Raw genomic sequence first — 11,697 nt, forward strand, 5'->3', positions numbered from 1 at the left:
CTCAGCGGACGGTGATTTCCACCCGGCGGTTGGCCGCGCGGCCTTCCGCCGAGCCGTTGTCGGCCACCGGGTCGGCGGCACCGCGGCCGTCGGTGCGGATCGAACCGCTGGCGCCCGACTCCTTGAGGATGGCGGCGACGGCCTCGGCCCTGCGCAGGGACAGCGCCTGGTTCGCAGCGGCGGCGCCCTGGCTGTCGGTGTAGCCGACGACCTCGACATTGCGGCCGCCGATCTCCATGGCAAGGCGACGGAGGCTGGCGTTGGCTTCGGTGGTCAGGGCGGCGCGACCGCTGGCGAAGGCCGAACCGGCCAGCGTGTAGACCGTCGCCGGCCCGACGCTGCGCGAGGGCGGCAGGGGCGCGTCGGCGGCCAGCGCTTCGGCCACGAGCGAGTTCGCCAGTTCGGCTTCCTCGCGGGCCAGCGCGGCCTCGCGGCCGCGGCTGGCGGCCAGGCGGCGCGCCTGCTCGGCATCAGCCTTGGCCTGCTCGGCCAGCGCGAAGGTCTCGGCGCGCGCGATGCGCTCCATTTCGGCTTCTTCCTGTCGAGCGAGGTTCTGCATGCGCAGGCGCTCGGCGTCGCGACGGGCGGCATCGGCATCGCGGCGCGCGGCCGCCACCATGATCTGGTCGCGCTCGCGGTCGAGGTCGGTCGACTGCCGCGCCAACGCGTCGGCCTGCGCCGCGGCCAAGGCCGCACGCACGCGCCGCTCGGCCACGAATTGGGCCGAGGCGTACTCCTTCGACTTCGCGAGGGCGAGGGCCTGCACGGCCTGCTGGGCCTTCAGCCGCTCGACGCCGCCCATGCCGGCGAGTTGGGCGTCGCCATCGAGCTGGGCGAGTTGGGCCTGGAGACGGGCGACGACGGGGTCGATCTCGTCATCGGCGGACACGGCGGGCACGGCCAGCGCGACGGCAGCAGCGAACGCGAGGCCGCGGGCCAGGGCGTGGATTCGGACAGAGTGGAAAGCACGCATCGGATCAATCTCCCTGGACCAGCAGGCGGCGGCGCAGCTCGGCGTTGCGCGCGGCTTTGGAATCAACCTCGGCCTCGAGCGTGGCGCGGCGGGCTTCGGCGGCGGCGACCGCCGCGGCGGCCTCGGCTTCCCGCGCGGCAACGAGGGCTTCGGCATGGCGTTTGCGCGATGCGGCATCGCGGGCCGCGGCGAGGCGCTGGCGGGCCTCGTCGAGCGCCTGCTGGGCCGCGCCGCGGGGCTCGAGGGCATCGGCGCTGCGGATGGCGCGGTCGGCCGCGTCGAGTTCGGCGGTGGGCGGCGGGACGCTGGCGCAGCCGCCCAGCAGCGTCGCGAGGAGGAGGCCGGCGGCAAGGCCGGCGGGGACGTTTCGGCTCATGGGGATACGGGTCGCTTTTGGTGGCGGAACGCGGCTATTCTCAAAAGCCTGACCCGGTTACGCAATGGCGCTGAGGAGCCCATCCCCATGGACATCGGCTATTTCCTGAAGCTGATGACGGAGAAGAACGCCTCCGACATGTTCCTCACGACCGGCGCGCCGGTGTACATCAAGGTCGAGGGCAAGCTCTATCCGCTCGGCAACACCGGCCTCCCGGCCGGCATGGTGAAGAAGATCGCCTACTCGCTGATGGACGAGGGCCAGGTGCCCCAGTTCGAGCGCGACCTTGAGTACAACATGGCGATCGCCGTGAAGGACGCCGGGCGTTTCCGCGTCAACGTGTTCAAGCAGCGCGGCGAGGTCGGCATGGTCATCCGTGCGATCAAGAGCACGGTGCCGACGCTCGAACAGCTGCAGCTGCCCCACGTGCTGAAGGACATCATCATGGAACCCCGCGGCCTCGTGCTCGTGGTGGGTTCCACGGGCTCGGGCAAGTCGACCGCGCTGGCCTCGATGATCGACTACCGCAACACCAACTCGACCGGCCACATCCTCACCATCGAGGACCCGATCGAGTTCCTGCACACGCACAAGAAGTCCATCGTCAACCAGCGCGAGGTCGGCCTCGACACCCACGCCTTCCACAACGCGCTGAAGAACGCGATGCGCGAGGCGCCGGACGTCATCCTGATCGGCGAGATCCTCGATTCCGTGACCATGGAATCGGCCATCGCCTTCGCCGAGACCGGCCACCTCTGCCTCGCGACGCTGCACTCGAACAACGCCGACCAGACGCTGGAGCGCATCCTCAACTTCTTCCCCGAGGCGGCGCACAAGAACATCCTGATGAACCTGTCCTTGAACCTGAAGGCGGTCGTCTCGCTGCGCCTCGTGATCGGCAAGGACGGCAAGCGCCTGCCCGCCTCCGAGATCCTGATCAACACCCCGATGATCCGCGACCTGATCCGCCGCGGCCAGATCCACGAGGTGAAGGAGGCGATGGAGAAGTCGCTGGAAGCGGGCATGCACACCTTCGACCAGTCGCTGTTCAAGCTCTACAAGGAAGGCAAGATCGACCTCGAGGAAGCGCTGCGGAAGGCCGACTCGCGCGATGGCCTGGCCCTGCGCATCCGCCTGTCGGAAGGCGCGAACGCCGAGCACGATCCCTACGCCGACGTGTTCGGCGGTGCGGGCGGCGCCTTCGGCTGATCAACCCGGAGGAGGCGCGTCCGGCTGGGCTTCCGGCGCGGCGCGCTGGAAGGCCTCCAGCGTGAGGCACTGCGCGTCGATGCGCCGCACGGTCGGATAGGGCGAGAGGTCGAGCGCGAACCGCCGTGCGTTGTAGACCATCGGCACCAGCAGGCAGTCCGCGAGGCCGGGGTGCTCCCCGTCGCAGAAGCTGCCAGTGGACGGGTGCTCCGCCAGCAAGGCCTCGATCGCTTCGAAGCCCAACGACAGCCAGTGGCGGATCCAGGCTTCGCGCTGCTCCGGCGTCGCCTTGAACTCGCGCTCGAGGTACTGCAGCACCCGCAGGTTGCCCAAGGGGTGCATGTCGCAAGCGATGAGTTGGGCCAGCCCGCGCACCCGGGCGCGCTCGCGCGCGGTCGCCGGCAGCAGCGGCTGGTCGGCGAAGGTCTCGTCGAGGTACTCGATGATCGCCATCGACTGACGCACCAGCCGCTGGCCGTGCTGCAGCGTGGGCACGAGGCCCTGCGGGTTGACCTTCCGGAACTCGGCACCATGCTGCTCGCCACCGCCTCGCACCAGATGCACCGGCGCCAGCTGGTAATCGAGCCCCTTGAGGTTCAAAGCGATGCGCACGCGGTAGGCGGCGCTCGAGCGCCAGTAGGAATACAGCCGCAATCCGCCGCTCACCATGGCTTTGCCCTCCCCGGCCCTTCCCTGCCAGCCTAGCGCGGCAGGCTCAATCCTGCCGCTTCATCACCTGCTCGATGGCGCCGAAGATCGACTTGCCGTCGGCATCCAACATTTCGATGCGCACGGTGTCGCCGAACTTCATGAAGGGCGTCGAGGGCTTGCCGTCGCGGAGCGTCTCGATGGTGCGCTGTTCGGCGAAGCAGCTCGCCCCCTTGTCGGTGCTCTGGTTCGCGACCGTGCCCGAGCCGACGATCGTGCCGGCCGACAGCGGACGCGTCTTCGCGGCGTGGGCGACCAGCTGCGCGAAGCTGAACTGCATGTCCTCGCCGGCCTCCGGCGCGCCGAACCACTCGCCATTGATGTGGGTGAGCAGCGGGCGGTGCACCTTGCTGTCCTTCCAGGCGTCACCCAGCTCATCCGGCGTGACGAACACCGGACTCAAGGCCGAACGCGGCTTGCTCTGCAGGAAGCCGAAACCCTTGGCCAGCTCGTTCGGGATCAGGTTGCGCAAGCTGACGTCGTTGACGAGTCCGACCAGCTGGATGTGCTCGGCGGCATCCTCGGCCGACACGCCGTGCGGCACGTCGTCGGTAACGATCACGACCTCGGCCTCGAGGTCGATGCCGTAGGCCTCGTCGCGCACCAGCACCGCATCGCGCGGGCCGTAGAAGCCGGCGCTCACCGCCTGGTACATCAGCGGGTCGCTGTAGAAGCTCTCCGGCACCTCGGCACCGCGGGCGCGCCGCACGCGCTCGACGTGCGGCAGGTAGGCCGAGCCGTCGACGAACTCGTAAGCACGCGGCAAGGGCGCGGCCAGCGCGGCCATGTCGAGGGCGAACACTTCATGGCCATCGATCGTCTGCGCCGTGGAGCGGTTCAGGGCCTCCGACACGCCGTTGAGGCGCGGCGCCGTGTTCGACCAGTCCTCCAGCGCGCGCTGCAGGGTCGGCGCGATGTGCGGAACGCGCACGCCGCGGGCGAGGTCGCGGGAGACGACGATCAGCGTGCCGTCGCGGCCGCCTTCCTTCAGGGATCCGAGTTTCATCGCTTGTCCTGGTTGAAGTGCTTCTTCAGGCCGTGCCAGCAGGCCACGTACTGGCGCTGGCGGTGGGCCGCCGCGACGGCCTGGGCCGTGGGGCGCAGCACCGCGCGCGACTCGAACATGAAGGCCATCGTGTCACGGATGTAGTGCGGCTTGCTGGTGTCGGCGGCGCTCGCCTTCTCGAAGGTCTCGGCGTCCGGGCCGTGGCCGGTGAAGCTGTTGTGCAGCGAGGCACCGCCCGGCACGAAGCCGTCGGCCTTGGCGTCGTAGGCGCCGTGCACGAGGCCCATGAACTCGCTGGCCACGTTGCGGTGGAACCACGGCGGACGGAAGGTGTCCTCCATCGCGAGGATGCGCGGCGGGAAGATCACGAAGTCCATGTTGCCAACGCCGGGCGTATCGCTCGGCGAGGTGAGCACGAGGAAGATGCTCGGGTCCGGGTGGTCGTAGCTGATCGAGCCGATGGTGTTGAAGCGGCGCAGGTCGTATTTGCAGGGCACGTGGTTGCCGTGCCACGCCACCACGTCCAGCGGCGAGTGGCCGATCGCGGCGCGCCACAGCCGGCCGTCGAACTTCGCCACCAGCTCGAAGTCGCCCTCCACGTCTTCCCAGGCCGCCACCGGCGCGAGGAAATCGCGCGGGTTGGCGAGCCCGTTGCTGCCGATGGGGCCGAGGTCGGGCAGGCGCAGGCCAGCGCCGAGGTTCTCGCAGACGTAGCCGCGGGCTTCGCCGTCCGGCAGATCCACCGCGAAGCGGATGCCACGCGGGATCAGCGCGATCTCCTGCGGCTCGACCTCGAGCACGCCGAACTCGGTGCGGATCACCAGGCGGCCCTGCTGGGGGACGATCAGCAGCTCGCCGTCGGCGTCGTAGAAGTAGCGGCCCTGCATCGAGCGGTTGGCCGCGTACAGGTGGATGCCCACGCCCACACCGGCCCCGGGGCCGCCGTTGCCGGCCATGGTGTAGAGGCCATCGAGGAAATCGGTGGGCGCCGTCGGAGCGGGCAGCGGGTTCCAGCGCATCTGCTCCGGCGAGACCGGGCCATCACCGAAGACGTTGTGGAACGCGCCTTCCGGCAGGAGCTCGAACGCGCCGTGCATGGCGCTCGGGCGGATGCGGTAGAGCCAGCTGCGGTGGTTCTGGTGGCGCGGCGCGGTGAAGGCCGTGCCGGAGAGCTGCTCGGCGTAGAGGCCGTAGGGGCAGCGCTGCGGCGAATTGCGCCCCACCGGCAGCGCGCCGGGCAGGGCCTCGGTGGCGAACTCGTTGCCGAAGCCGGACTGGTAGGCGAGCGTCATGGCCGCGCCCTCAGAGCACGCCGCGACGCATCTGGTCGCGCTCGATGCTCTCGAACAGGGCCTGGAAGTTGCCCTCGCCGAAGCCCTCGTTGCCCTTGCGCTGGATGATCTCGAAGAAGATCGGGCCAATGGCGTTCTGCGTGAAGATCTGCAGCAGCTTGCGCGACTTCGTCTCCGGGTCGGCGTCGATCAGGATCTTGTTCTCGCGCAGGCGCGCCACGTCTTCGCCGTGGTTGGGGATGCGCGCGTCGATCACGTCGAAATAGGTGTCGGGCGTGTTGAGGAACTGCATGCCCTGCCCGCGCATCGCTTCGATGGTGGCGTAGATGTCGTCGGTGAAGCAGGCGATGTGCTGGATGCCCTCGCCGTGGTACGCGTCGAGGTACTCGTTGATCTGCGACTTCGGGTCCGACGACTCGTTCAGCGGGATGCGGACGATGCCGTCCGGCGCGGTCATGGCCTTCGAGACGAGGCCGGTCTTCGCGCCCTTGATATCGAAGTAGCGGATCTCGCGGAAGTTGAAGAGCTTCTCGTAGTAGTCCGACCACTTCTGCATGTTGCCGAAGTAGAGGTTGTGCGTGAGGTGGTCGATGAAGGTCAGGCCGAAGCCGAACGGGTTCGCATCGACGCCCGGAATCGCGACGAAATCGCGGTAGATGCTGTCGACGCTGCCGTAGTCGTCGACGAGGTAGAGCATGCAGCCGCCGATGCCCTGGATGACCGGGCGATCGATGGCCTTCGTGGCTTCGCGGGCCACGTACTCGCCGCCAGCGGCCAGCGCCGCGGCCTGCACCTCATGCGCGTTCTTCTCGAAGCGGATCGCGAAACCGCAGGCCGAGGGGCCGTGCGCCTTGGCGAAATCCGCCGCGAAGCTGTCCGGGTCCTCGTTGACGAGGAAGTGCACGCCGCCCTGCCGGTACAGGGTGATCGGGCGCGCCTTGTGCTTGCGCACCGCGGTGAAGCCCATCGCGCGGAAGTAGGCGTGCAGCATTTCGCCCTGCCCGGCCGGTGCCGCGAACTCGACGAACTCGAAGCCGTCGATGCCCATCGGGTTCTCGAAGGTGGTGACGTTCATGCCGAGGTTCGGCGCGGCGATTGCGGGAGAAGCGTTCATGGCATGCTCCGGAGCTGGGGACGGGACGGCACAGGGGATGGTTCGCCGCCCGTTATAGTTTCATTTGAAACCACGCGCAACTTGCGCCGCACTGCAGCATCCGATGCTCGACCTCGAACGCTTCCTGCCCTACCGCCTGTCCGTGTTGTCGAACCGCATCAGCGCCGACATCGCCCAGCTCTACGAGACCCGCTACGGCATGGCCATCCCGGAGTGGCGGGTGATCGCCGTCCTGGCGAAGCGCCCCGGCCTCTCGGCCACGGAAGTGGCCCAGCGCACGGCCATGGACAAGGTGGCGGTGAGCCGCGCGGTGTCCTCCCTGCTGGATGCCGGCCGCATCCAGCGCGACATCGACAGCGACGACCGCCGCAAGAGCGTGCTCCGGCTGACGGACGCCGGCAAGGCCGTCTACGAGGACATCGCCCCGCAGGCCCTCGCCTACGAACAGCGCCTGCTCGGCGCCCTGCGCACCGACGAGCGCCAGGCCCTCGACCGCCTGCTCGCACGGATGGAGCAGCTCACCGCCGAGGCGGACCGCGCCGAGCGCGCCGCGCGAGCGGCAGCCAGCGCCGCGGCGTCGATGCCCTGACCCGCCGCTCAAGCCTGGCGCGCGGCTGACCGCGACGAGGTCCCGAAAACGAAACGGCCCGGATCACTCCGGGCCGTTCGCGTTTCAGCGTTTGCCGAGGCGCTTACTTCACGCCGTGCATCAGCTTCTGGATCAGCGGGGCGAGCAGGAACAGCGAAACACCGCCGATCAACAGCGCCCAGAACCCGAAGGTGTAGCCCGACAGGGCCGAGGCCGCGGTCATGCCGCCCTCGCCCGATACATGGCCGGCGAAGATGCCCGACAGGTTGTTGCCGATGCCGGTGGAGAGGAACCAGCCGCCCATGCCGAAGCCGACGAGGCGCAGCGGGGCCAGCTTGGTCACCATCGAGAGGCCGATCGGCGACAGGCAGAGCTCGCCGATCGACTGGATCCAGTAGACCGCGAACAGGGTCCAGAACGGGATCTTCATCGTCTCCGGGTCGACCATGCTGCCCAGGGCAATCATCAGCAGCAGGAAAGCGAGGCCGTTGAAGAGGATGCCGAGGCCGAACTTGCGCGGGATCGACGGATTCCACGAACCCATCTTCACCCAGCCCCAGGCGATGAGCGGAGCCAGCACGATGATGGCCACCGAGTTCACCGACTGGAACCACGCCGTCGGGAAGGTCATGAAGCCGAGGTCGCGGTTGACGATCTGGTCGGCGAGGAAGGTGAACGAGCTGCCCGCCTGCTCGAAGAACATCCAGAACAGGATGTTGAAGGCGAAGATGATCAGCATGGCGATCACCTTGTCGCGGGCCTGCGCGCCGTTCTTGATGCCCTCGACCAGCAGCATGCCGGCCAGCACGACGAACATCACGGTGAGGATGATCTGCAGCGTCGCCGCGCCCATGGCCAGCAGGGCATAGACCACCGGCACAGCAATGGCGCAGCCGACGAACACGGTCACGACCCGGCCGATGCCGCCGGCACCTTCCGGCGCCTCGCCCACGCCCTTGAGCTGGGCACGGCCCATGTAGAACCAGAACAGCGAGATCACCATGCCGATACCCGCGGCGATGAACACGACCTTGTAGGCCGGCATCGCTTCGGTGCCGAAGATCTTGGCGGCAAGGATCTGGGTCAGGATCGGCGAGATCATCGCGCCGAGGTTGATGCCCATGTAGAAGATGGTGAAGCCCGAATCGCGGCGCTCGTCACCGGTGGCGTAGATCTTGCCGACGAGGGTCGAGATGATCGGCTTGAACAGGCCGTTGCCGACGACGATGGTGGCGAGACCGAGCTTGAAGACCGTCTCGTTGGGCACGGCGATCATGAACAGGCCGGCGGCCATGAACACGGCGCCGACGAGGATCGAGCGCTGGTAGCCGAGGTACTTGTCGGCCACGAGCCCGCCGAAGATGGCGGCGGCGTAGACGAGGGCGAGATACGAACCGTAGATCAGGCCGGCCGGCTGCTGACCCGCCGCATCGCCGCCGTGGAACTGCGCCACGATGTACAGCACCAGCGCCCAGCGGATGCCGTAGAACGCGAAGCGCTCCCAGAACTCCGACATGAACAGCATCCACAGCGGCTTCGGATGGCCGAGCAGCTGGTCGAAGGCCGGCGGCGGCGTGGCCGTCGCGGAAGTTGCAGCACCGCTCATGCGGTATCCCCTTGGTTCGTCAGGAAGAGAAACCCGACAACAGGCGCCGGGGCCGCGACTGTGTACCGTTTGTGAAGGCGGAGGTCAAACCGCGTTGCGGCATGGCTTCGGACGGCCCACGAAAAAAGACGCCCCGCACGAGGCGGGGCGTCCTAGGGCGACCAAGCCGGGGGATCAGCCGGCCGGCGTCGGGTACACGTAGCTGGCGCCCGGGCCGAGCGGGATGCCGAGGCTCCAGTACAGCAGCAGGAAGCCGCTCCACAGCACGAGGTAAGTGATCGTGAAGGGCAGCATCATCGCGACCACCGTGCCGATGCCGGTGTTCTTGACGTAGCGCTGGCAGAACACGACCACCAGCGGGAAGTACGGCATCAGCGGGGTGATGATGTTCGAGCTCGAGTCACCGACGCGGTAGGCGGCCTGGGTGAGGTCCGGCGAGATGCCGAGCTGCATCAGCATCGGCACGAAGATCGGCGCCAGCAGGGTCCACTTGGCGGAAGCCGAGCCGATCACCAGGTTCACCGAGGCGGTCAGCAGGATGATGCCCACCATGGTGACGCCCGCCGGCAGCGCCGCGGCCTTCAGCACTTCCGCACCTTCGAGGGCCAGCAGGACGCCGAGGTTCGACTGCCCGAAGGCCGCGATGAACTGCGCGCAGAAGAACACCAGCACGAGGTAATAGCCCATGCCGTTCATCGCCTTGCTCATGCCGGCGATGATGTCGCGATGGGTCTTCACGGTGCCGGCCATGATCCCGTAGATGACGCCGGGCAACAGGAACAGCACGAAGATCAGCGGCACGATCGACTTCATCAGCGGCGCATCGGTCGATTCCAGCGCGCCCGTGGTGGGCGAACGCCACGACGAGGTTTCCGGCAGGGCCGTCAGCGCGAGGGCCACGAGACCGAACAGCATCGAACCGAGCGCCGCCCACATCGCCGAGCGCTCCTGCGGAGCCAGCGGCTGGAAGGCTTCGATCGCCGACAAGTCGCCGTCGATGGAGGCCGTGCGCTTCAGGCGCGGCTCGATGATCAGGTCGGTCAGCGCCCAGACGATGGCGATCACCAGGCCGGCCGAGGCGAAGGTGAAGTACAGGTTGTTGGCCGAGCCCACCTGGTGCGTGGGGTCGAGGATCTGCGCGCCGGCCATCGTGATGTTGGCCAGCATCGGATCGAGGCTGGTGGGCAGGAAGAAGGTCGCGCTGTAGGCGCCCGAGACGGCCGCGAACGCCGCGGCGATACCGGCGAGCGGGTGGCGCCCGGCGGCGTGGAAGATCACGCCGGCCAGCGGGATCACCAGCACATAGCCGGCATCCACCGCGTAGTGCGAGAGGATGGCCACGAAGGCCACCATCGGCGTCATCAGCTGCTTCACCGTGATCGCCATCAGCGCGCGCAGGACGGCGTTGATGAAGCCGGTGTGCTCGGCGATGCCGAGGCCGAGCATCGAGACCAGCACGACGCCCAACGGCGGGAAGTTCACGAAGGCGTTGACCATGTTCGACAGGAAGCCCACGAGGGCATCACCGCCGAGCAGGTTGTTGATGACCAGCGGCGCCTTGGTGCGCGGGTCGACCACGTCCCATGTCACGCCGGAGAGCACCCAGCTCAGGCCGAACACCACCAGCATCAGCAGGATGAACAGCAGCGCCGGGTCGGGCAGCTTGTTGCCCACCTTCTCGACGCCGTCGAGGAAACGCATCAGGGCGCCACGCGGCGCATCGGGAGCAGGAACAGCCGTGGTCACGCGGGGATCACCGGATGGGAAGGACGCGCGACTAAAGCCGGGCCGCCGTCAGCAGCCCGTGAAGATCGCGTCGTCAGCCCGCCCCGAGGGCGGTCCGGACGTCGAACAGCTCGGGGAAGAAAGTGAGGTCCAAGGCCTGCTTCAGGAAGCCCGCCCCCGAACTGCCGCCGGTGCCGGCCTTGAAGCCGATGATGCGTTCGACCGTCTTCAGATGCCGGAAGCGCCAGAGCTGGAAGTTCACCTCGAGGTCCACCAGCGATTCACACAAGTGGTAGGCGTCCCAGTGGGTGGCGGTGTCGGCATAGATGCCAACCAGCGTGGGCACCAGATCAGCGCGACGGGCGTGCGGCTGGCGCACGTCGCGGGCGAGCAGGTCGGCCGGCACGGCGTGACCGCGGCGGGCGAGGAAGCGCAGCACCTCGTCGTAGAGGCTGGGGGCCTCGTAGACGGCCGCCAGCGCCGCGTGCTCGGCCGGCTCGTGGGCGAACACCGCCAGCATCGCGGCGTTCTTGTTGCCGAGCAGGAACTCGATCATCCGGTACTGCAGCGACTGGAAGCCCGAGGACGGCCCGAGATGCGGCCGGATGCCCGCGTACTCGCTGGGCGTCAGCGTCTCGAGCACGCTCCATTGCTCGACCAGCTGCTTCTGCACGTGCTTGACCCGGGCGATGCCCTTGAGCGCGCGATCGAGCCGGTCCTCGCGAAGGTGGCCGATGGCCGCCTGCAGTTCGGCGATGACCAGCTTCATCCACAGCTCGGAGGTCTGGTGCTGGACGATGAACAGCAGCTCGTCGTGGTTGTCCGGCGCGCTGCGCGGCTGCTGGGCGGCCAGCAACACGTCGAGACGCAGGTATCCGGAGTAACTCAGGCGGTCGCGGAGGTCGGTGGTGATGCCGACTTCCAGCGGGCGGTGGACGGGATCGGTCATGGGGATGCTGAACAGGGTGGCCGGACAGTCTACGGGGCCGCCTCGCACGCCCGGCGAATGAACCGGACGTAAACAAGACGTCACATTCGCGAGTAAACTACGCGGCCGTTCGCGCGGCCCCCAAGCGCGCGATGCCCCCCCCTTCTTCCG

At 68.1% G+C, this 11,697-nt stretch carries 11 protein-coding genes; 2 read left to right on the forward strand and 9 right to left on the reverse strand.

From position 1 onward, the window contains the following. Position 1 precedes the first annotated feature (1 nt). Positions 2 to 973 carry an OmpA family protein gene (locus tag O9280_RS00075; protein WP_298337199.1) on the reverse strand — a complete coding sequence of 324 codons (972 nt, stop codon included), beginning with the start codon at positions 971 to 973 and terminating at the stop codon, positions 2 to 4. 4 nt (positions 974 to 977) lie between these two features. Beyond that, entirely contained in the window at positions 978 to 1,349 is a 372-nt protein-coding gene (locus O9280_RS00080) for a hypothetical protein (protein ID WP_298337202.1), read from the reverse strand. Positions 1,350 to 1,436: 87 nt separating this feature from the next. Here O9280_RS00080 and O9280_RS00085 point away from each other — a divergent pair, with 87 nt between their 5' ends. Then, positions 1,437 to 2,558: a PilT/PilU family type 4a pilus ATPase gene (locus tag O9280_RS00085; protein WP_298337205.1), complete on the forward strand. Its 1,122-nt coding sequence runs from the start codon at positions 1,437 to 1,439 to the stop codon at positions 2,556 to 2,558. Here O9280_RS00085 and maiA read toward each other — a convergent pair whose 3' ends face one another. From maiA to hppD, 4 genes are read right to left on the reverse strand one after another with little or no spacing between them, the layout of a single operon-like run. Beyond that, complete coding sequence (gene maiA, locus O9280_RS00090; RefSeq protein ID WP_298338348.1) at positions 2,559 to 3,224, reverse strand: maleylacetoacetate isomerase; 666 nt, start codon at positions 3,222 to 3,224, stop codon at positions 2,559 to 2,561. Positions 3,225 to 3,273: 49 nt separating this feature from the next. After that, positions 3,274 to 4,272: a fumarylacetoacetate hydrolase family protein gene (locus tag O9280_RS00095; protein WP_298337209.1), complete on the reverse strand. Its 999-nt coding sequence runs from the start codon at positions 4,270 to 4,272 to the stop codon at positions 3,274 to 3,276. Continuing rightward, positions 4,269 to 5,564: a homogentisate 1,2-dioxygenase gene (gene hmgA / locus O9280_RS00100; RefSeq protein ID WP_298337212.1), complete on the reverse strand. Its 1,296-nt coding sequence runs from the start codon at positions 5,562 to 5,564 to the stop codon at positions 4,269 to 4,271. The genes O9280_RS00095 and hmgA overlap by 4 nt, the downstream gene beginning before the upstream one ends. Before the next feature lie 10 nt (positions 5,565 to 5,574). Next, complete coding sequence (gene hppD / locus O9280_RS00105) at positions 5,575 to 6,678, reverse strand: 4-hydroxyphenylpyruvate dioxygenase (RefSeq protein ID WP_298337215.1); 1,104 nt, start codon at positions 6,676 to 6,678, stop codon at positions 5,575 to 5,577. Positions 6,679 to 6,781: 103 nt separating this feature from the next. On the opposite strand from hppD, the gene O9280_RS00110 reads away from it, so the two are divergent. After that, positions 6,782 to 7,267 carry a MarR family winged helix-turn-helix transcriptional regulator gene (locus O9280_RS00110; RefSeq protein WP_298337218.1) on the forward strand — a complete coding sequence of 162 codons (486 nt, stop codon included), beginning with the start codon at positions 6,782 to 6,784 and terminating at the stop codon, positions 7,265 to 7,267. 103 nt (positions 7,268 to 7,370) lie between these two features. Here O9280_RS00110 and O9280_RS00115 read toward each other — a convergent pair whose 3' ends face one another. The 3 genes from O9280_RS00115 to O9280_RS00125 all read right to left on the reverse strand — a co-directional run bounded on the left by O9280_RS00115 (position 7,371) and on the right by O9280_RS00125 (position 11,547). Beyond that, on the reverse strand, positions 7,371 to 8,873 hold the full coding sequence (locus O9280_RS00115; protein WP_298337221.1) for an oligopeptide:H+ symporter: 1,503 nt from the start codon (positions 8,871 to 8,873) through the stop codon (positions 7,371 to 7,373). 174 nt (positions 8,874 to 9,047) lie between these two features. Further along, positions 9,048 to 10,619, reverse strand: a complete 1,572-nt coding sequence (locus O9280_RS00120; RefSeq protein WP_298337223.1) for an AbgT family transporter — start codon at positions 10,617 to 10,619, stop codon at positions 9,048 to 9,050. Positions 10,620 to 10,692: 73 nt separating this feature from the next. Further along, on the reverse strand, positions 10,693 to 11,547 hold the full coding sequence (locus O9280_RS00125; RefSeq protein WP_298337225.1) for a tryptophan 2,3-dioxygenase family protein: 855 nt from the start codon (positions 11,545 to 11,547) through the stop codon (positions 10,693 to 10,695). Positions 11,548 to 11,697 lie beyond the last annotated feature (150 nt).

The sequence above is a fragment of the Silanimonas sp. genome, assembly GCF_027531545.1.
GTDB lineage: Bacteria > Pseudomonadota > Gammaproteobacteria > Xanthomonadales > Xanthomonadaceae > Silanimonas.

Excerpts from the sequence above, each read along its gene's own strand:
- O9280_RS00085 (WP_298337205.1), top strand. The coding sequence starts at position 1,437 with ATGGACATCGGCTATTTCCTGAAGCTGATGACGGAGAAGAACGCCTCC.
- O9280_RS00110 (WP_298337218.1), top strand. The coding sequence starts at position 6,782 with ATGCTCGACCTCGAACGCTTCCTGCCCTACCGCCTGTCCGTGTTGTCG.
- O9280_RS00075 (WP_298337199.1), bottom strand. The coding sequence starts at position 973 with ATGCGTGCTTTCCACTCTGTCCGAATCCACGCCCTGGCCCGCGGCCTC.
- O9280_RS00125 (WP_298337225.1), bottom strand. The coding sequence starts at position 11,547 with ATGACCGATCCCGTCCACCGCCCGCTGGAAGTCGGCATCACCACCGAC.
- O9280_RS00115 (WP_298337221.1), bottom strand. The coding sequence starts at position 8,873 with ATGAGCGGTGCTGCAACTTCCGCGACGGCCACGCCGCCGCCGGCCTTC.
- O9280_RS00080 (WP_298337202.1), bottom strand. The coding sequence starts at position 1,349 with ATGAGCCGAAACGTCCCCGCCGGCCTTGCCGCCGGCCTCCTCCTCGCG.
- O9280_RS00095 (WP_298337209.1), bottom strand. The coding sequence starts at position 4,272 with ATGAAACTCGGATCCCTGAAGGAAGGCGGCCGCGACGGCACGCTGATC.
- hmgA (WP_298337212.1), bottom strand. The coding sequence starts at position 5,564 with ATGACGCTCGCCTACCAGTCCGGCTTCGGCAACGAGTTCGCCACCGAG.
- hppD (WP_298337215.1), bottom strand. The coding sequence starts at position 6,678 with ATGAACGCTTCTCCCGCAATCGCCGCGCCGAACCTCGGCATGAACGTC.